We start from the raw sequence: 20,036 nt of genomic DNA, 5'->3' as shown, positions 1-20,036 counted from the left end.
AAGGTCATGGCCATGGATGCAACTCCGGCTATATCCGAGCTCGTCAAGGCTGTGCGAGACGGCTTCGATTCGGGGCGCACGCGGTCGCTTCGGTGGAGGCTGCAGCAGCTCGACGGGCTCCGAGCCTTCCTCGTCGAGCGCGGACCCGAGCTGGAGCGCGCGCTTCGTGACGACCTGGCGAAGAATCCCACCGAGTCGCAGCTGACAGAGATCGGCGTCGTCCTCGCCGAGGTATCGCACACCATCTCGAGGCTGAGGTCCTGGCTTCGCCCTCGCCCCGTGGCGGTTCCGCTCGCGCTCGCGCCCGCGTCAGCATCCGTGATCCTCGAGCCTCTCGGTGTCGTGCTCATCATCTCGCCGTGGAACTACCCGCTCCAGTTACTCCTGTCACCGCTCGTCGGCGCTCTCGCCGCCGGCAACGCGGTCGTGCTCAAACCGAGCGAACTAGCTCCCGCCACATCGGCCGTGATCGCACGTTTTCTGCCGCGCTATCTCGACGATCGTTCGGTCGTCGTCATCGAGGGCGGGGTAGCCGAGACGACCGAGCTGCTGGCTGAGCGCTTCGACCACATCTTCTACACGGGCAACGCCAGGGTTGCGCGCATCGTGTCCGCCGCCGCTGCGAAGAACCTCACGCCCGTCACGCTGGAGCTCGGCGGAAAGTCGCCCGTGTACGTCGACGACACAGTCGACATCGTCGCGGCGGCGAAGCGCATCGCCTGGGGAAAATTCCTGAACGCCGGTCAGACGTGCGTCGCGCCCGACTATGTGCTGGCAACGCCGGATGTGGCGGGTCGGCTGGTCGAGGCTCTGCGAGGGGCGATCGCCTCGCTCTACGGAGAGGATCCACGCCGCACGACAGATTTCGGTCGCATCGCGACCGACGCCCAGTTCGACCGTCTGAGCGCCCTCGTGAGTGGGCGCACGGCCGCCATCGGAGGGGGATCCGATGAGGCGGAGCGCTACATCGAGCCGACCGTCCTGACCGACGTCGATCGGACCGACGACGTCATGGCACAGGAGATCTTCGGTCCGATCCTCCCGATCGTGACCGTCACCGGTCTCGACGATGCCATCGCCTACATCCGCTCGGGAGACAAACCGCTCGCGCTGTATGCCTTCACGAACGACAAGACCGCACGGCGCAGACTCTTGACCGAGACGTCGTCGGGAGCGGTCGGCTTCGGCGTGACCGTTGCTCACCTGAGCGTTCCCGGACTGCCATTCGGGGGAGTCGGCGAGAGCGGATCGGGCAGCTACCACGGCAGGCGGAGCGTCGAGACGTTCAGCCACGAGAAGGCCGTGCTGTCGAAACCGCTGAGACCCGACACCCTGGGCCTCGTCTACCCGCCGTACACGCCCAAGCGAGCCTCCTTCATCCGGGGTCTGCTGCGCCGGCTGAGCTAGGCTGGCTTGCTGGGGCCACGAACCCCTTTGACAAGCAATGGAGCTGATATTCACATGGAGAATGCCCCGACGACCGCGCCCACGACGGCTGCCGAGAGACTCGCCGCGCAGACCTCGGCCGAGACGGCGGCCAAGCCCTCGACGGCCACTCGTTTTCGCACCGAGACCGATTCGCTCGGCAGCGTCGAGATACCCTTCGATGCCTTCTGGGGTGTGCACACGGCGCGAGCGCTCGAGAACTTCCCGATCAGCCGTCGGCCCATCTCCGTCTATCCCGACCTGATCGACGCCCTCGTCATCGTCAAGCAGGCCGCCGCCAGAGCCAACGTCGAGATCGGAGTACTCGCCCCGGAAAAGGGCGCCATGATCGAGGCTGCCTGCGAGGCGATCCGCCAGGGCGAATACCACGATCAGTTCGTCGTCGGCGTGATCCAGGGCGGCGCCGGAACCTCGACGAACATGAACACCAACGAGGTGATAGCCAACGTCGCCCTCCAGCTCGCGGGCGAGGAGAAGGGCAGTTACGAGCTGCTGCATCCACTCGACGATGTCAACCGCAGCCAGAGCACGAACGACACCTACCCGACCGCCGTCAAACTCGCCCTGTGCTTCTCGCTGAAGCGGTTGCTGGTCGAGCACGCACTCATGCGCGACTCCTTCGCTGCCAAGGGCAGAGAGTTCGCCGGCGTGCTCAAGGTCGGGCGAACCCAACTGCAGGACGCCGTGCCGATGACCCTCGGACAGGAGTTCCACGGCTTCGCGACGACCCTCACCGAAGACCTCGATCGCCTGGAAGAGACCGTACCGCTGCTCTGGGAGATCAACCTCGGCGCGACGGCCATCGGCACGGGGATCACCGCCGACCCGCGGTACGTCGAGTCCGTGCGCGCACACCTCAGCGCCCTCACCGGCTACGAGCACATCACCGCCGCCGATCTCATCGAAGCGACCAGCGATGCGGGCGTCTTCATGCAGCTCTCGGGCATTCTGAAGCGCAGCGCCATCAAGCTGTCGAAGATCTGCAACGACCTCCGGCTCCTCTCCAGCGGGCCCCAGGCCGGTTTCGGCGAGATCAACCTGCCGCCGAGGCAGGCGGGTTCGAGCATCATGCCCGGCAAGGTGAACCCCGTCATTCCCGAGGTGGTCAATCAGATCGCCTTCTCTGTCGCGGGCGCGGATCTGACCGTCACCATGGCGGCGGAGGGCGGCCAGCTGCAGCTGAACGCCTTCGAGCCGGTCATCGCCCACTCGCTCTTGCAGAGCCTGGCGTGGATGAGACAGGGGTGCCGCACCCTCCGCATCAACTGCATAGACGGCATCACCGCCAATCACGAGCGCCTCGACGCCATGGTCGCGTCGAGTGTCGGCGTCGTCACCGCGCTGACGCCGTACATCGGCTACTCCGCGGCATCCTCGTTAGCGCATGCGGCCCTTCTCACGAAACGCAACATCGCCGACCTCGTGGTCGAAGCCGGGCTGATGGACAGGGAGCGCGTGCAGAAGCTGCTCTCTCCCGCCCGACTCAGCGGGCTGGAACCGGTGACGGATGTGATCCAGGTGATCGCGCAGGCCGAGGCCGAAGCGGCTACGAAGGAGCCTCGGTAGCCTTCAGCGCCGCCTCGCGCAGCATCTGCGAGAGGCGGCGCAGCTCGCGTCCCTCTGCGAGATCGGCCGACAGACGGCGGGCCAGGATGCCGTTGCGTGCCGTATCGCGCAATGGGATCTGGATGGCCTCCTCGGCCGGCAGCCCGGCCAGGAGCTGGCGCGCGCGGGTCAACTCGGCGTCTACTTCGACGCCGAGCATCAGCACCGCCGACGAGATGTACAGCCAGATGAGCGCGGCGATCGGAACGCCGAGCCACCCGTACAGGCGGTCGTAGTTCGCAAACGTCGCGAGATAGAGACTGAAGGCGACGGCTGCGAGGGTCCAGATGGCCACGGTGAACGTGGCACCCACCGAGAGCCAGCGCAGGCGCGGTCGATGGAGGTTCGGCGTTCCGTAGTAGAGGAATCCGACGGTGAAGATCGCGACCAGGGCGAGGGGAATCCATTTGAGCACCGACCAGAGCTCGGCGATGATCTCCGGCCAGCCGAGGGACGCGGCGAGAGCATCCGCCACCGACGGGGTGATGGCCACGATAAGGCCGATGACGAGGTAGCACGCGATGAGCCCCGCGGCGACGCCCAGCATCAGCACGCGGTTCTTCGTCAGTCGGCGTCCTTCTTCGACCCCGTACACGTTGTTCATGGCCCGGCCGAACGCGGTGGCGAATCCCGACACCGTCCAGAGCGTGAGCACGGTGCCGACGAGGAGGGCCCAGCCCGAGTTCGGCAGGAGCGAAAGCTGGTCGAAGATCGCACGCACGGCCGTCGAGGTCTCGGACTGCGAGAGGCGCCCGACCACGTCGAGGATGAGCTCGATGGTGGCGCCACGGCTGTCGAACAGGGCGAGTCCCGAGACGATGGCGAGCGCTGCCGGAAAGAGCGACAGGGCGGAGAAGAAGGTGATCGACGCGGCGGCGTCGATGTCGCGATGCAGGATGAACCCGTGCCACGTTCGACGAATCGCGTAGCGCGTTGCGCGGCGGTCGAGCTGCCTGCGGGTGGGAAGGGGATCACCCGCGCTCGTCATGCTTCGATAGTAGAGGCTGGCCGGTGAGCCGCTTCGGCACCGCCTAGCATGGCCGTATGTTCACCACCGAGCCAACGTCGTCTCAGCTCGCTCTCGAGCACCTCCGATCAGAATTGGGCGAGGCTGTCTCGCTCGACCCCGTGCTTCTCCAGTCCGTGCGCACCGACAAGTCGGGATGGGTTGCGCCGGGCAGCCCTCTTGCGGTGGTCCTCGCGCGCTCGACGCAAGATGTTCAATCGGCGATGCGGATCGCCAGCCGATTCCGGATTCCCGTCGTGCCGCGGGGTGCGGGCACCGGGCTGGCGGGGGGAGGAGTCGGCACCGACGGCGCCCTCGTCATCTCGACCGAGCGCATGAACGAGATCCTCGAGATCAACCCGGCCGATGAGCTCGCCGTGGTGCAGGCGGGCGTCATCAACCAGCGCCTGAGCGACGCCACCGCTCCGCACGGCCTGGTGTTCTCGCCCGATCCGGCGTCCAAGGCCATCTCGACGATCGGGGGCAATATCGCCACGAACGCCGGCGGGCTCCTCTGTGCGAAGTACGGCGTCACCCGAGAAGCGATACTGGGCCTCGTCGTCGTCCTCGCCGACGGGTCGTTGCTTCGGACGGGGCGGCGCAGCGTGAAGGGTGTCACCGGCCTCGATCTCACGGCCCTGCTCACCGGATCGGAGGGCACGCTCGGTGTCATCGTCGAGGCGACGGTGCGACTCAGACCGATACCGGCCGGCGACATCGTCACCCTCGGGGCGTTCTTCACCGACGTCCGTGCCGGCGCGGCCGCGGCCGCGGCCATCACGGCCGCCCTCATCAGACCCGCCGTGATGGAGCTCATGGACCACGCGTCGCTCGTCGCCATCGACGCGTACACAGGCACACGCCTCTCAGAGGGGGGCGGCGCGTACCTGCTCGTGCAGACAGATGCGCGGGGCGCGGCAGACGAGGCGTCGGCGATCTCGACCATCCTGACGGGCCTGGGCGCCGACGTGCGCCTGGCGCGCGATGCCGAGGAGGGGGAGGCGCTCCTCGCCGTTCGCCGGAACTTCCACCCCGCGCTGGCATCCGTCGGCGAGGTGCTCATCGAAGACATCTGCGTTCCCCGATCGCACCTCGCCGAGATGTTCGCCGCGATCGACGAGATCTCGCGTCGGCACGGTATCGCGATCCCCACGATCGCTCACGCGGGTGACGGCAATCTGCATCCCAACTTCGTCGTGCCGCCACGGGCCCCATCGTCGATCTCGGGATCCGAAGGCCAGAGCGAGCAGGAGGTGCCGGCATCCGTCTGGGCCGCCGCCGACGAGCTTTTCGTCGCGGCGATGGAGCTCGGAGGAACGCTCACGGGAGAGCACGGAGTGGGCGTGCTGAAGAAGCGGTGGCTCGAGAACGAGCTCGGGCCGCAGAGCCTGGAGTTGCAGCGGGGCATCAAGGCCGTCTTCGACCCCCTGTCGATCATGAATCCCGGAGCGGTCTTCTGACGCGCGGTTCTCCCCGAAGAGGTGCCGTGCCGCTAGGATCGGTGGCCTGTCACCGATGAGGAGCATTGTGTCCCAGCATTATCAGCCCGGCTACTATCCCCAGCAGGCCGAGCCTGCATTCGCCCCTCAGCTCCAGCAGGCCGAGAACCCGGTCTACGCCGAGCACGCGGTGTGGTCTGCGCCGACCCCTCCCGCCCAGAAGTCCACCGGACTGGTGCTCTCGATCATCGGCATCAGCGTGCTCGGATTCGTCTTCCTGGCCGTGCTCGCGTACGTCGCGATCGGGCTCGGACCGTTCGCGCTCGTCGTCTGCGGACTCGTCGCGCTGATTCCTCTTGCCGTGGTGATCCTCACGATCACGTGGATCGACCGCTGGGAGCCGGAACCGCGCGGCGCCCTGTGGTTCGCCTTCCTCTGGGGAGCGGCAGCCTCGGTCGCCATCGCCCTGCTCGTGGGTCTCGGCATCCAGCTCGCTGTCTACTACGCGACGCAGGGTCAGGGAGGCGTGGGCGACTTCTTCTCCGCCGTCATCCAGGCACCCCTGGTCGAGGAGAGCGCGAAGGGCCTCGGCGTGCTGATCCTTTTCTTCGTGCTTCGTCGTCACTTCGATGGCCCGATCGATGGGCTCGTCTACGGCGCCACCGTCGCCGCGGGGTTCGCCTTCACCGAGAACATCCTCTACTTCGGCTCGTCGCTGATCGAGTCCGGCGGTATCGGCCTCGGCTTCACCTTCTTCCTGCGCGGCATCATGTCGCCCTTCGCCCACGTGATGTTCACGGCGTGCACCGGCGTCGCCCTGGGCTTCGCGTCGCAGAAGAAGGGCTGGCTGCCCGGCATCGGGTTCTTCTTCATCGGCCTGGTTCCGGCCGTCTTGTTGCACGCGCTGTGGAACGGCTCCTCCTTCATCGTCGAGGGACTCGGCGGCTTCTTCCTCGTCTACGCGATCGTGCAGGTCCCGCTGTTCGCCCTCGCCATCGTCGCGGTCGTCTTCCTGCGCAAGCGCGAGGCGGCGCTCACCCGGGTTCGTCTCGAGGAGTATGCATCCGCCGGGTGGTTCACGCCGGAAGAGGTCTCGATGCTCTCGACGGGTGCGGGCAGGCGACAGGCTCGTGCGTGGGCCGCGGCCCAGGGCGGCGACAAGGGCCGCGTGATGCGGCGCTTCACGCAGGATGCGACGCGCCTGGCCTTCGCGCGGCAGCGCGTCGTCACCGGGCGCGATGGCATCGGCGGCCAGCGAGACGAAGCAGATCTGCTGCAGGCTGTGACTGCGGACAGGGCATCGCTGCTTGCGTCGGGCCCATCGTCTAGTGCCCTCGCCCAACAGCAGCCCTACCAGCAGCAGCAGCAGCCCTCGGAGCAGTACGGCGCTCCCCACGAGCCGCGGCAGGGGCCGCCCGTCATCTGAGCGCACGGACCGGGGACCGAGACCCGAGTAAACTAGATGGCCGCTGTCAAGGAGTGTCTATTCGTGGTTTCAACCGAGCTCGCCCAGGAACGTCACTATGTCGAGGAGCTGTACGCGCGTCTCGACGCGCTGAGGGTGGAAGCCCGCTCTGCTCTCGCGCGGGTACGACGCGACGACGTGGGCGGAAATCACCAGAGCCGTTCCGAGCGCGACGCCTATGCGCGCCTCTACGAGGACCGCATCGCTCAGCTCGACGAGGTCGACGACCGGCTCGCGTTCGGCAGGCTCGAGCTGACCGACGGCGCCGACTCAGACGATGGCTCTCCGTTCCGGTACATCGGTCGCATCGGGCTGCGCGACGAACAGCTGAAACCCATCCTCCTCGACTGGCGCGTGCCCCAGGCTGCCGCGTTCTACCAGGCCACTGCGGCGACGCCTCTCGGCGCACGGGCGAGGCGTCACCTCATCACCGAGGGACGCACGGTCACGCGCATCGATGACGAGATCTTCGATGCCGAACTCCTCGTCGAGCAGGCTGACTCGCTGCAGGGCGAGGCTGCCCTCCTCGCCGCCCTCACCAGTCAGCGGACCGGCCGCATGAGCGACATCGTGGCCACGATCCAGGCCGAGCAGGACAGGATCATCAGGTCGGAGCTCGGGGGAGTGCTCGTCGTCCAGGGCGGGCCGGGCACGGGCAAGACCGCCGTCGCTCTGCACCGGGCCGCCTACCTGCTCTACTCGCATCGTGAGCGACTCGCGTCATCCGGTGTTCTCGTCGTCGGGCCGTCGCGGGCCTTTTTGCAATACATCGAGGCGGTTCTGCCGAGCCTCGGCGAGACCGGCGTGGTCGTCTCGAGTGTCGGCGGCCTGTATCCGGGTCTCGAGGCCGTCCACGACGACGCGCCGGAGACCGCGCGGGTGAAGGGCGCCGCCGAGATGGCCGGTGTCATCAAACGGGCCGTGCGCTCCCGGCAGCGCGTGCCACTCGAGGCGATCGACCTCGACGTCAACGGCGAGCGACTCACGCTCGAGCCCGGGCTCATCTCCGCCGCCATGAACCGCGCGTGGGAGACTCGCAAGCCGCACAACGAAGCGCGCGTCGTCTTCGTCAAGAGCGCGCTCAACCAGTTGAGTCGGCTGCTGGCCGACCAGCTGCGTTCCCATGGCAACACGGTCGACGACGCCGACCAGGCGGTGCTGCGCGAAGACCTCCGCACCTCGCACGATGTGGTGGTGGCGCTGAACACAGCCTGGTTGCCGCTCACGCCGGAAAAGCTGTTGCAGGATCTCTACGCGCGGCCGCAGTGGCTCGCATCGCTGACTCCGTCGTGGTCGGCCGAGAAGCGTGCACTCCTGCGCCGCGCCCGTGACGCGGCATTCACCATCTCCGATGTACCCCTGCTCGACGAGGCGGCTGAGCTCCTGGGCGAGTACAACGCGCAGAACGCCGCCCTGAAGCGCGAGGAGAAGCTGCAGAAGAAGCGAGATATCGAGAACGCCGAGAACGCGATCCGCAACATGCAGGTCGAGGGCCTGGTGCACGCGGAGGACCTCGCCGCGGGTTTCGCCGAGCGCAGTGTGCGGGGAACCACGGCCGAACAGGCGGCCGCCGACCGAACGTGGACCTACGGTCACATCGTGGTCGACGAGGCACAGGAGCTGTCGCCCATGCAGTGGCGCGTCCTCGCGCGTCGCTGCCCCCTGCGGTCGTTCACCGTCGTCGGCGACATGGCGCAGGCGAGCGCAGCGGCCAGTGCGCGCAGCTGGCAGGATGCCGTGCAGCCGTTGGTCGGATCGTCGCCCCTCGGCGAGCGGTGGCGGCTCGAGGAACTCACCGTCAACTACCGCACTCCCGCACAGATCGCGCTCGAGGCCGAGGCGATGGCCGAGAAGAACCGTCTGCCGATAACACGTGCCACGGCCGTTCGAGAGAGCGAGTGGCCCGTCACGACGACGACCGTCGAACTCCGTCTCGCCGGTCGGTCCGTCGACCCCGATGCGCTCGGAGACGCGGTGATCACGGTGATCGAAGACGATCGAGACATCGACGACCGCGGAACGGTGGCGGTCATCGCCCCCGAGGCCACGGTCGATGCGCTGTACCCGGCCCTGTCCGAGTCGTTCGGCCGTGACATCGGGCTCGGAGCCCAGGGCCTCAACCGTGCGATCGCGGTGCTGACCGCACAGGATGCGAAGGGCTTGGAGTTCGACTCGGTCGTCGTCGTCGACCCCGACGGCATTCTCGCCGAGTCGAGCCGCGGGGCATCCGGGCTCTACGTGGCGATGACCAGGCCGACTCAGCGCCTTCATCTCGTCCGACCCGTGTGATCGTCTCGATTACCCCCTGAGAGAACGCTTTTGACCCGCGCACCCCGAGAGCGGTTGGATGGTGCCATGACCGAAAACATGAACACCAAGCCCGAGATCGACTTTCCCGAGGGGCCCGCTCCCACCGAGCTGGTCATCGAGGACATCGTCGTCGGTGACGGCGCAGAAGCCACGCCTGGAGCAACCGTCGAGGTGCACTACCTGGGTGTCGAGTACGAGACCGGCGAGGAGTTCGACTCGTCGTGGGGTCGGGGCGAGACCATCAGCTTCCCCCTCAACGGCCTCATCGCCGGATGGCAGGAGGGCATTCCGGGAATGAAGGCGGGCGGGCGCCGCAAGCTCACCATTCCTCCTCACCTTGCATACGGTCCCGCGGGCGGGCACTTCCTCGGCGGCAAGACGCTCGTCTTCGTCATCGATCTGATCAGCGTCCCGTAGCGTTCGCTCGGGCAACCGCGACGGCGGGGCGTGGGGCCATTCGGCTCCACGCCCCGCCGTCGTTGTGGGTGATGGCCGCGTGAGTGATGGTCGCCTCGCCGGCGGCCGACTCAGGGTGTGGGCGCGAGTGAGTCGTATTCCCTCAGCGATCGGTGAAGGCGTACCGCCGCGAGCGAGAACAGCACCACGATGGCCCCGCCGAGAAGCGGGGGCAGCCAGAGCAGCGCGGTCGCCGCGGCGAGACCGACATAAGCGTCGCCGAGGCGTGGCCCTCCGGTGACCACCACCGTGAAGACGCCCTGGATGCGACCGCGCATGACGTCGGGAACGGCGGACTGCATCATGGTCTGACGGAAGATGGAGCTGACGTTGTCCGAGGCACCGGCACCGGCCAGCGCCAGGCTCGCCAGGGCGAGCGCGGGCAGGTTCGCGTCGTCGAAAGACGACGTGATTCCGCCTGAGCGGCCGTGATCCATCACGAGAAGCACCAGACCGAATGCCCCGATGAAGGCACCGTAGACGGCGACAGCGCGAGCTATGGCTCGGCCCTGGAGGCGTACGTGGCCCAACCTTCCCGAGAAGACCGACGAGAGCAGGGCGCCGACCGCGAAGGCGGCCGAGAGGATGCCCACGGTGATCGCGCCGCCGCCGATCAGCAGAGCGCCGACGGCCGGGAACACGACCCTCGGCATCCCGAACGTCATGGCCACGATGTCGATGAGGAACGACATGCGGATGTTGGGCGCCCGTTTCAGAAACGCCAGGCCCTCCCAGACGGCGGCGAAGCCGGCGCGGCGGCTTCCGCCCTCCGGAATGATGCGAGGAAGCGTCACGACCCCGGTGAATGCGGCGACGAAGAGGATGACATCGACCGTGTACGTCCACTGGAATCCCACCGTGGCCACGAGCACACCCGCCAGAGCGGGGCCGACGGTCACCTGCACACCGAAGCTGATGCCCCCGAGGGCTGACGCGGCGGGAAGCAGCTCGGGCGACAGCAGCCTGGGCACGATCGCCGAGCGGGTCGCACCGATCACGGTCGTCGCGACCGCCGTGATGGTCGTGAGCGCATAGAACATCCATAGTTCGTCGATGCCGTTCCACGCCAGGAGAGCGAGTCCGACCGTGGACCCCCAGGCGAGGAACTCGGCCACGAGCACCACGGTCCGACGGTCGAAACTGTCGGCGAGAACGCCCCCGTACACACCAGCGACGATCATCGGAACGAGAGCGAAGACGCCGACGAGGGAGACCGCCGTCGTCGACCCGGTGATGTCGTAGATGTGCAGGCCGACCGCGATGACGGTCATCTGGCCGCCGATTCCCGCGATGAGGCCGCCGAGCCAGAGACGGAAGAACGCCGGGCTGCGGCGGAACGGGGCGAGATCGACGAAGTGTGTTCGCCGGGTGGGTGTGTCAGACGGAGACGTGCTCACTGCGCGGGGGATCCGATCGTGGGGGGCTGATTGTCGATGAACGGCGATTTCTCGCTACGCCGTTCGGTTGAGTGTGCGGCCCATGATCGCCGAGATGAGGGCATCGACAGGCTCCGCCGGAGCCGCCGGGTTGCGGAGGAGAGTCAGATCGACCTCGCCCAGCACGGGCAGGTCGAAGCGATTGCCGACCACGACCAGATCGTCGGGAATGAGCGACCGGGGAAAGACCGCGACGCCGAGACCCGCTCGCACTGCGGCCAGAAGACCGTTCACCTCCCGCGTGTTGCAGGTGATGCGCCAGCGCCGACCAGCCTGCTCCAGCGCCTCGATCGCACTTGTCCGGCTGACAGTCGTTCCCTGGTAGGTGATGAGCGGCACCGGTGCACCGAGCTCGACGATCGTCTTCTCTTGTCCGACCCAGACGAGCTGGTCCCGCCTCACCACCGTCCCGTCTGTCGTCTCGGGCTTCTGTTTGATGAAGATGAGATCGAGCGAACCGGCGTGCAGTTTGCGAAAGAGCGGCCCCGACTGGTCGACGGTGAGCTCGAGGTTGATCTGCGGATAGAGCTGGCGGAAATGCCGGAGTATGCGGGGGAGCTGCGTGATCGCCAAGTCGTCGGCGGCACCGAACCGGAGCTTTCCCTTCATCGCCGAGCCGCTGAAGTAGTCATCGGCCGCGCTGTGGGCCGCGAGGATCGTGCGCGCGAACCCGGCCATCGCATCCCCATTGTCGGTCAGCGACACGTCGCGCGTGTCTCGGGCGACGAGCAGGCGGCCAGAGGCCTGCTCGAGTCGCCTGACGTGCTGGCTCACGGTGGGTTGGCTGATGCCCAGACGCTGGGCGGCAACCGTGAAGCTCGAGGTCTCGGCGACGGCGAGGAAGGTGCGGAGGAGAGTGGGGTCGAACACGGGTCTCATTCGGAAAAGTAATGGGAGTTATAGGGTCAATTTACTCGGGGAATGACTGGGGGTGGCAATAGCGTTGAGGAATCGGATGCTCGGCATCCCCATTTCATACGCAACCGCTTTCGTTATCTCGCACTTGGATTATTCGTGACACCCCCTCCCTCCGACCCGTTTCCCGTAACCGCCCCCATGCCCGTGCTGACCTCGGCACCGCCATGGAAAGACACCTTCTCCTCACTGAGAGTCCCCAACTTCCGACTATTCACCTCCGCCAATATCGTCGCCATGACGGCCCTCTGGATCCAGCGGATCGCCCAGGACTGGCTGGTTCTCGAACTCTCCGGAAGCGTCGCCGCCGTCGGCCTGACCGTCGCTCTGCAGTTCGCACCGATGCTGTTCCTCGGGCTCTACGGTGGCGTGCTCGTCGACCGCTACTCGAAGCGGATGCTGCTGGCGATCACGCAGAGCGTCTCGCTGCTCGCCAGTGTCGCCTTGGCGGTGCTGGCGCTCACCGGAGTGGTCGAGGTATGGCACATCATGCTCGTCGCGCTCGTCGTGGGTCTCGCCACGGTGATCGACAACCCCACCCGCCAGGTCTTCGTGAACGAACTCGTCGGGCCGAAGTATCTGCGCAACGCCATCAGCCTCAACTCGTCGGTCTTCCAGCTCGGCGCATTGATCGGGCCGGCGATCGGCGGGGTGCTGCTCGTCTCGGTCGGCGCCGGATGGTCGTTCGCGATCAACGCCGTTGCATGCCTGGGTGTGGTGATCACGGTGTTGATGCTGAATCCCGCCACCCTGTACCCGGCTCCCGTAGCCCCGCGGGCCAAGGGTCAGCTCAAGGAGGGCCTGTCGTACGTCTTGGCCAAGCCCACGATCCTCTGGACTGTCGTCATGGTGGCGTTCGTCGCGGTCTTCGCCCTCAACATGCCCGTGCTGCTCGCGGCCTACGCCTCGGATGTCTTCGACAGCGGACCCGGGGGATACGGTCTGTTCAACTCGCTCGTCGCCGTCGGTGCGCTGGCCGGCGCGGTGCTCTCGACCCGGCGGACCAGCATCCGGCTTCGCGCCGTGGTCATCACCGGCCTCGCCTGGGGAACCGTTCAGGCGATCGTCTCCGGCGCTCCCACCGAGCCCGTGGTCTGCGTGCTTCTCGTTCTGGTGGGGTTCTGCACGTTGCAGTTCCTCACGGGAGCGAACCAGCTCATCCAGCTGTCGAGCAACGTGTCTATCCGCGGCCGCGTCATGTCGGTCTACGTCCTGGTGCTGCTCGGTGGCCAGGCGCTAGGTGGCCCGCTGATGGGGTGGCTCGTCGAGAGCTACGGCGCCCCGTTCGGCATGCTCGTGTCGGGGGTGGTGCCCGCTGTCGCCGCGCTCGTCGTGGGCGTCGTGCTCGCTCGAAGCGGTCGATTCACCCTTCGGCTGCGCCGTCGCCTGCCGCTCCTCGCGATCGTTCAGCACTAGCCGACCGGCTCTCGATCGATCTGCTAGAATCACCAGGTTGCCGTCTAACGGCCGCGGATAAAGAGAGCCCGCACATACTGTGACGGGCACCGCGCAATGAGGAGAAAGGGGATCACCAACTATGGCTCTTGAAGCTGATGTCAAGAAGGCGATCATCGAAGAATACGCAACTCACCCCGGTGACACCGGATCCCCCGAGGTCCAGGTCGCGATGCTCACGCGTCGCATCAAGGACCTCACGGAGCACCTCAAGGAGCACAAGCACGACCACCACTCGCGTCGTGGACTCCTGCTCCTGGTCGGACAGCGTCGCCGCCTGCTGGGTTACCTGGCCGATGTCGAGATCGGGCGCTACCGCGCGCTGATCGAGCGTCTGGGCCTGCGTCGATAGTTCGCCGCATTTCTTGACGATGGGCCGTTCTCCCCGAGGGGAGAACGGCCCATTCGCATGTGTGGCGGTGTCTGGTTCTCAGACGCGGTCGTCGTCGCCGAGCTCGTCGGCACTCTCGGCCTTGTAGTCCTCGTCGTCGAGATCGTCGTTCGTCTCGTCGGGATCGTCGATCTGCAGGGTGTCGATACTCTCCTCGACACTGAACTCCGTGTCCGTGCCGTCGAGCAGATCCTCGTCGAGGGACTCCTCATCGTCGACCGAGGGATCGCCCGGGTTCGTGAATTCGGCGTCGCCCCTGTCGTCGAGTTCGCTCGATACCTCGAGCAGGTCCTCGTTGCCGTCGTTGTTGCTACTCTCGTCCAGTTCTCTGTCAGTCATATCTCGACTCTAGAACAGAGCATGCACACGATCCACCAAGACTTGTGCGGCAGTATCGAGTCATGTTCCGACGCCATCCCGTGCTCTCTCTGCTCACGGTTCTCTACCTGGCCGGCGTCGCATGGGTCACACTCGGTCCGGAACCCTACGATGCGGGCACGAGCAGCGTTCTCTGGCGCTTCCTCGACTTCTTCGAACGCTACGAGGCCACCGACTGGATCACCTTCGACAGGGTCGAGTTCGTCGCGAATATCGCGATGTTCATCCCCCTGGGTGTCTTCTTCGTTCTGCTGTTCGGTCGTCGGCGCTGGTGGCTCGCGATCCTCCTCTGCGCGGCGATCTCGTGCGCCATCGAGATCTGGCAGGGCGCACTCCTCCCGACACGGGTCGCCGATCTCGACGATGTGCTGGCGAACACCTCCGGCGGCACCATCGGCGTGCTGCTCGGCGTCGTGCTGATGTCGGTGTCGCTCGCGCGGCGCGGCCGGCGTGGACGAGTTCGCGCACGAGCCGCGCAGGCGCTTGGATAGACGAATGAGATTCCTTTCGTTCGGCCGTGTCAACAACCCCGAGCTCGCGAAGACCGACCAGGGTGCGGGATCGCTCGACGACTACCTCTACGACCTGATACCCCGCAATCAGAAGGTGCGCATCCAGCTGGCCGACAGCGATCCCTGTCAGGACGCGCTGCGCGCGGTCCTCGACCAGGGAGTGACCGAGACCGAGGCCTTCATCTCGCGACGCAGCGTCGACGACGAACGAACGGATGCGCCGACGCCCGTGCGGCTCTTCGTCAACCAGCGGCCCACCCCGGTCGTCGGCTTCATACCCCGCGGTCTCGAGGCTCCGGTCGAAGCCGCACTCGGTCGGCTCGTCGATTCGGGCAAGTCGACCCGCATGCAGGCCACGATCCGACAGACCAAAAACGGCCTGCGGGTCGATCTGGCTATCGGCCTGACTCGCTGAGCCATTCCGCATCTCGCTCTTCCTTCCCGAATGCCGGGGGAGTTGAATGGCTCCATGGTCATCGGCGATCGCAGAGAGTCGGACGTGCCCGACAAGCACGATGCGGGTGCGGGCTCCCTCGCCGACTACACCTACAATCTCTTCCCCCGGTTCACCAACGTCACGCTGAGGGTCGCCGGCAGCTCACCCTTCCAGAACGAGTTGACCGAGCTTCAGGAGGCGCTGGTTTCTCCGACGGACGCATTCGTCGAGCGCCGTCCGCCGGCCGAGGATCGCGTAGACGCCCCGATGCCGGTCCGCCTCTGGACGGGCTCGGACCTCAGCGGCGTCGTAGGCTTCGTGCCTCGTGGCCTCGAGGCACCGGTCGACGCCTGCCTGGGGCGGTTGTCCGACAGGGGCAAGGCGCCCCGCATCCCGTGTGACATCGTCGTCACTCGGCACGGACTCCGTGTCGTACTCCGGATGGGCCGCGCCTACTGACGGTCGGGCCAGCGTGCTCGGACGTGCTTGGATTGAGCAATGCCAGCCCCCCGCAGAAAGCTCTCCCTCCTCGTGTGGGAGCCGTTTCTCCTGGGCATCGTTGTCGTCGCCGCCCTGGCTGCTTCGATGACGTCGCGTGTGCCTGTGGTGGGCACCGTTATCGGAATCGTCGCGGTCGTCGTGGCCGTGCCGGCCATCGTGCAGATCGTGCGCCTCGGGATTCGAAGCGGGCGAGATCGCAATTCCGCGTCTCGACTCGTGAGGCTCGACGGATTCGACCTGCGGGAGATCGCTGTCGACGGCGTGCTCATGCTCGACGAGAGCAACCGGCGTCAGGACTCCATCGACCTCGCGCTCGGCTGGACCGATCCCGCCTTGACCGTCGTGCTCTGGCCCGGAGCGACCCGCTGGCTCGGCCGCGAGCTCCGGGTCGAGGCGTACTTCGCGGGTGGGCCGACGCCCGCTCGCGCGGGATTCCTTCCTCGGGGGACCGGCGCATCCATCGGGGAGACCCTCGAGGCTCTCCGAGACGAGGGAGTGCTCGTGACGGTGCCCGCGCGAGTCTTCGGCGACGGCAAGCTGCCCGATCCGTCTCGACCGTTCACCCGTCTGTCTCGCCCGCTCACGGTCGAGGTCGACCGACCCGCCGAGGGCGTAATCGACGCTATCCGGCTGCATTGAGCACACGCCTGCTAAGATCAGCCTGTTGCCCCTCGCGGGCAATGCGAACAAATAAATACACGAGCATCAAATGCGGAGCAGGCCGGCAGGACGCTGGTCACCGGTGGTGGGTTTCGGAACGCGAGAAGTGGTCCGAGGTTTTCTACTGTTGGCCAGACATGCGCCCCATGCTCTGATGGATCTGACGAATCCGTCGGATTCGATAAGGCGCGTACGTGCACGGGTCTCGCAATCGGCGAGCACCCGCATGTCGCTCTGTCACCCCACTCCGCTGTACGCATCGCGAGAGCCCACACGGGGCCGCGAATTCTCTTCGCCTGCATGGCGGGAGACAACACATAAGGAGAAACCCCCATATGGAGGGTCCAGAAATCAAATTCGCCGAAGCCGTTATCGATAACGGCAAGTTCGGCACCCGCACGGTCCGCTTCGAAGCGGGACGTCTGGCACAGCAGGCACAGGGCGCCGTCGCGGCCTACCTCGACGATGAAACCATGCTGCTGAGTGCCACCAGCATCGGAAAGCACCCGAAGGACAACTTCGACTTCTTCCCGCTCACCATCGACGTCGAAGAGCGCAGCTACGCCGCGGGAAAGATCCCCGGATCGTTCTTCCGCCGTGAGGGACGTCCGTCGACCGAGGCCATCCTGGTCTGCCGCCTGATCGACCGCCCCCTGCGCCCGTCGTTCGTCAACGGTCTCCGCAACGAGGTCCAGGTCGTCATCACGGTGCTCAGCATCGCTCCCGATGAGTTCTACGACACCCTGGCGATCAACGCGGCCTCCGCATCGAGCCAGATCTCGGGCATCCCGTTCTCGGGCCCCATCGCCGGCGTACGCCTGGCACTGATCGGTGACCAGTGGGTCGCCTTCCCCAAGTACTCGCAGCTCGAAGAGGCCGTGTTCGACCTGACCGTCGCCGGCCGCGTCGTCACCGACGCCCAGGGCAACCAGGACGTCGCGATCATGATGGTCGAGGCCGAGGCCACCGAGAACAGCTGGAACCTGATCCAGGCCGGCGCCACGAAGCCGAACGAGGAGATCGTGGCCCAGGGCCTCGAGGCCGCCAAGCCGTTCCTCAAGCAGCTCGTCGAGGCCCAGGCCTCGCTCGCCGCGCAGGTGAACAAGCCCGTCCGCGAATACCCCGTGTTCCCCGCCTACAGCCAGGCTGGATACGACGCGGTCGCCGAACTCGCCTACGACGAGCTCGTCTCGATCTACCAGATCGCCGACAAGACCGAGCGCCAGGATGCAGACGACGCACTGAAAGAGCGCGTCAAGCTCGCTATCAACGAGAAGGTCTCCGCAGGCGAACTGTCGGGCGACATCCCGCCGATGGTCTCGGCCGCATACAAGTCGGTCACCAAGACCGTCGTCCGCGGTCGTATCCTCACCGAGGGCGTCCGCATCGATGGTCGTGGCCTCGCCGACATCCGTCCGCTCGATGCCGAGGTCCAGGTCATCCCGCGCGTGCACGGTTCCGCCATCTTCCAGCGCGGTGAGACCCAGATCCTGGGCGTCACCACGCTGAACATGCTCAAGATGGAGCAGCAGATCGACTCGCTGAGCCCGATCAAGAAGAAGCGCTACCTGCACCACTACAACTTCCCGCCCTACTCCACCGGTGAGACGGGTCGCGTCGGTTCGCCGAAGCGCCGCGAGATCGGGCACGGCTTCCTGGCCGAGCGCGCCATCGCACCCGTGCTTCCCAGCCGCGACGAGTTCCCCTACGCCATCCGCCAGGTCTCCGAGGCTCTGGGTTCCAACGGCTCCACGTCGATGGGTTCCGTCTGCGCCTCGACCCTGTCGCTGCTGAACGCCGGTGTGCCGCTGCGCGCACCCGTCGCCGGTATCGCCATGGGCCTCGTCTCCGACACCATCGACGGAGAGACCCGTTACGCGGCCCTCACCGACATCCTGGGTGCAGAAGACGCGCTCGGCGACATGGACTTCAAGGTCGCCGGAACGAGTGATTTCATCACCGCGATCCAGCTCGACACGAAGCTCGACGGTCTGCCCACGAGCGTGCTCGACGGCGCCCTGAAGCAGGCGAAGGCCGCGCGCACCGCGATCCTCAACGTCATCAACTCCGCGATCGACGCTCCCGACGAGATGGCACCGACCGCGCCCCGCGTGATCAGCGTGCAGATCCCCGTCGACAAGATCGGCGAGCTGATCGGCCCGAAGGGCAAGACGATCAACTCCATCCAGGACGAGACCGGCGCCGACATCTCGATCGAGGAAGACGGAACCGTGTACATCGGCGCCGTCGACGGTCCCTCCGCCGAGGCCGCTCGCGCCCAGGTCAACGCGATCGCCAACCCGACCAACCCCGAGGTCGGCGAGCAGTTCCTCGGAACCGTCGTCAAGATCGCGACGTTCGGTGCGTTCGTGTCGCTGCTTCCGGGCAAGGACGGCCTGCTGCACATCTCCGAGGTGCGCAAGCTCGCCGGTGGCAAGCGCGTAGAGAACGTCGAAGACGTGCTCGGCGTCGGCCAGAAGATCCTGGTCGAGATCACCAAGATCGACGACCGCGGAAAGCTGTCGCTCGCTCCGGTCGTCGCCGACGAATCCGACACCGAGGGATCCGCTGCAGCCAGCGAGGGTCCCGAGGCCCCGGCCGAAGGCTAGTCACCTCTGATCGATGGCCCGTCCCACTCCGGTGGGGCGGGCCTTCGTCATTTCTCCGGTCGCACAACTACACTGCCCTCATGACGCCGAACGACGACGCCAGCTCCAGCCAAGGCCTGCCACCCGCCCGATTCCGACTCGCCATCGACGGAAACGTCTTCGGGTGGGCTTCTGGCGTCGCCGCGACAGCCGAGGCCCTCGATGCGTTTCATGGGGCCGGCGGCCGGCTCATCTCCACGGCCGATCACTACGCGGGCGGTCGCAGCGAGATCATGATCGGCAATTGGGTGCGCAGCCGGAAGGCGCGCTCCCGGGTGTTCCTCGCCACCAAGATCGGCCGTCATCCGGATGCGCCCGGCCTCTCCGCCAGCGACATCGTGACGGCGACCGAGGCGAGCCTCGAGCGGCTCCAGACCGACCACGTCGATCTGCTCTCGTTCGATAGCGACCACCCGCACACACCGCTGGAGGAGAGTCTGGCCGCCGCCGCCACGCTCATCGACAGCGGCAAGATCCGGGCATTGGCGGCGTCGTCGTATTCCGGCGCCCGTCTCCTCGAGGCGCGCAGACTCGCAGACGAGAACGAACTACCCCGTTTTCGAGCGGTGTTCAGCCCGTACAGCCTGATGACCCGACGGCCGGTCGAGAACGACCTGTTGCCCGCGGTGACGTCACTCAACATCGGTATCTTCGCCCGGCTGCCACTGGCGAACGGCTTCCTCACCGGCGATTACCGCGTGCGGAGCGACGTTCCGGAGTCGATCATGTTCGCCGATGCGGCAGCTCACGTGGGTCGCGAGGGATTCCGAGTCCTGAAGGCGCTCGAGCGGGTCGCCGCCGAACAGAACGCGTCACTCGCCGCGTGTGCTCTCGCCTGGGTCCGATCGAAACCAAACGTCATCGCTCCCGTGGTGCGGGCGGCGTCGGCGAAACAGGTCGCCGAACTCGTCGCATCCGCCGATCTGGTTCTCGAGCCGCACCAGCTGAACGCCCTCGATCGCGCATCGGAGTGACAT

The 20,036-nt window shown here is 66.5% G+C and carries 18 protein-coding genes; 14 read left to right on the top strand and 4 right to left on the bottom strand.

Translation table 11 applies throughout. The annotated features are described in order from the left end of the window. Positions 1-12 precede the first annotated feature (12 nt). Positions 13-1,407: an aldehyde dehydrogenase family protein gene (locus ASF79_RS07765; protein WP_055853558.1), complete on the top strand. Its 1,395-nt coding sequence runs from the start codon at positions 13-15 to the stop codon at positions 1,405-1,407. 54 nt (positions 1,408-1,461) lie between these two features. Beyond that, positions 1,462-3,012, top strand: coding sequence for an aspartate ammonia-lyase (locus ASF79_RS07760; RefSeq protein WP_082466261.1), 1,551 nt, complete (start codon positions 1,462-1,464; stop codon positions 3,010-3,012). Here ASF79_RS07760 and ASF79_RS07755 read toward each other — a convergent pair. Then, positions 2,993-4,039: a YihY/virulence factor BrkB family protein gene (locus tag ASF79_RS07755; RefSeq protein WP_055853556.1), complete on the bottom strand. Its 1,047-nt coding sequence runs from the start codon at positions 4,037-4,039 to the stop codon at positions 2,993-2,995. The genes ASF79_RS07760 and ASF79_RS07755 overlap by 20 nt on opposite strands. Before the next feature lie 56 nt (positions 4,040-4,095). Here ASF79_RS07755 and ASF79_RS07750 point away from each other — a divergent pair, with 56 nt between their 5' ends. The 4 genes from ASF79_RS07750 to ASF79_RS07735 all read left to right on the top strand — a co-directional run bounded on the left by ASF79_RS07750 (position 4,096) and on the right by ASF79_RS07735 (position 9,688). After that, on the top strand, positions 4,096-5,517 hold the full coding sequence (locus ASF79_RS07750) for an FAD-binding oxidoreductase (RefSeq protein ID WP_055853554.1): 1,422 nt from the start codon (positions 4,096-4,098) through the stop codon (positions 5,515-5,517). Positions 5,518-5,584: 67 nt separating this feature from the next. Continuing rightward, complete coding sequence (locus tag ASF79_RS07745) at positions 5,585-6,922, top strand: PrsW family intramembrane metalloprotease (protein ID WP_235500686.1); 1,338 nt, start codon at positions 5,585-5,587, stop codon at positions 6,920-6,922. Positions 6,923-6,985: 63 nt separating this feature from the next. Next, positions 6,986-9,250: a HelD family protein gene (locus tag ASF79_RS07740; RefSeq protein WP_442853856.1), complete on the top strand. Its 2,265-nt coding sequence runs from the start codon at positions 6,986-6,988 to the stop codon at positions 9,248-9,250. A 66-nt stretch (positions 9,251-9,316) separates the two neighbouring features. Continuing rightward, a complete protein-coding gene (locus ASF79_RS07735; RefSeq protein WP_200920223.1) occupies positions 9,317-9,688 on the top strand; it encodes an FKBP-type peptidyl-prolyl cis-trans isomerase in 372 nt (123 codons plus the stop codon). A gap of 110 nt (positions 9,689-9,798) precedes the next feature. Here ASF79_RS07735 and ASF79_RS07730 read toward each other — a convergent pair whose 3' ends face one another. Beyond that, positions 9,799-11,124: an MFS transporter gene (locus tag ASF79_RS07730; RefSeq protein ID WP_082495754.1), complete on the bottom strand. Its 1,326-nt coding sequence runs from the start codon at positions 11,122-11,124 to the stop codon at positions 9,799-9,801. Between the two features lie 54 nt (positions 11,125-11,178). Continuing rightward, a complete protein-coding gene (locus tag ASF79_RS07725; RefSeq protein ID WP_055780970.1) occupies positions 11,179-12,033 on the bottom strand; it encodes a LysR substrate-binding domain-containing protein in 855 nt (284 codons plus the stop codon). A gap of 144 nt (positions 12,034-12,177) precedes the next feature. Between ASF79_RS07725 and ASF79_RS07720 the strand changes: the two genes are divergently transcribed. Together ASF79_RS07720 and rpsO are read left to right on the top strand one after the other, a co-directional pair. Beyond that, complete coding sequence (locus ASF79_RS07720) at positions 12,178-13,494, top strand: MFS transporter (RefSeq protein ID WP_235500685.1); 1,317 nt, start codon at positions 12,178-12,180, stop codon at positions 13,492-13,494. 121 nt (positions 13,495-13,615) lie between these two features. After that, on the top strand, positions 13,616-13,885 hold the full coding sequence (rpsO, locus tag ASF79_RS07715) for a 30S ribosomal protein S15 (RefSeq protein ID WP_055780977.1): 270 nt from the start codon (positions 13,616-13,618) through the stop codon (positions 13,883-13,885). 78 nt (positions 13,886-13,963) lie between these two features. On the opposite strand, the gene ASF79_RS07710 is transcribed toward rpsO, so the two are convergent. Further along, positions 13,964-14,263: a hypothetical protein gene (locus ASF79_RS07710; protein WP_055780980.1), complete on the bottom strand. Its 300-nt coding sequence runs from the start codon at positions 14,261-14,263 to the stop codon at positions 13,964-13,966. Between the two features lie 62 nt (positions 14,264-14,325). Between ASF79_RS07710 and ASF79_RS07705 the strand changes: the two genes are divergently transcribed. The 6 genes from ASF79_RS07705 to ASF79_RS07680 all read left to right on the top strand — a co-directional run bounded on the left by ASF79_RS07705 (position 14,326) and on the right by ASF79_RS07680 (position 20,033). Continuing rightward, on the top strand, positions 14,326-14,793 hold the full coding sequence (locus tag ASF79_RS07705) for a VanZ family protein (protein ID WP_055853549.1): 468 nt from the start codon (positions 14,326-14,328) through the stop codon (positions 14,791-14,793). Positions 14,794-14,797: 4 nt separating this feature from the next. Continuing rightward, positions 14,798-15,229: a hypothetical protein gene (locus tag ASF79_RS07700; RefSeq protein ID WP_055853548.1), complete on the top strand. Its 432-nt coding sequence runs from the start codon at positions 14,798-14,800 to the stop codon at positions 15,227-15,229. 54 nt (positions 15,230-15,283) lie between these two features. Beyond that, positions 15,284-15,709, top strand: coding sequence for a hypothetical protein (locus tag ASF79_RS07695; RefSeq protein WP_055853546.1), 426 nt, complete (start codon positions 15,284-15,286; stop codon positions 15,707-15,709). Positions 15,710-15,748: 39 nt separating this feature from the next. Beyond that, positions 15,749-16,390 carry a hypothetical protein gene (locus ASF79_RS07690; protein ID WP_055853544.1) on the top strand — a complete coding sequence of 214 codons (642 nt, stop codon included), beginning with the start codon at positions 15,749-15,751 and terminating at the stop codon, positions 16,388-16,390. 356 nt (positions 16,391-16,746) lie between these two features. Further along, complete coding sequence (locus tag ASF79_RS07685) at positions 16,747-19,020, top strand: polyribonucleotide nucleotidyltransferase (protein WP_055853543.1); 2,274 nt, start codon at positions 16,747-16,749, stop codon at positions 19,018-19,020. Between the two features lie 80 nt (positions 19,021-19,100). Further along, entirely contained in the window at positions 19,101-20,033 is a 933-nt protein-coding gene (locus ASF79_RS07680; protein WP_055853541.1) for an aldo/keto reductase, read from the top strand. Positions 20,034-20,036: the final 3 nt, after the last annotated feature.

This window comes from Agreia sp. Leaf335 (assembly GCF_001423605.1).
Classification (GTDB): Bacteria; Actinomycetota; Actinomycetes; order Actinomycetales; family Microbacteriaceae; genus Agreia.
The sequence above is the reverse complement of the archived record's forward strand: the minus strand, read 5'-3'. Positions and strand labels throughout refer to the sequence as shown.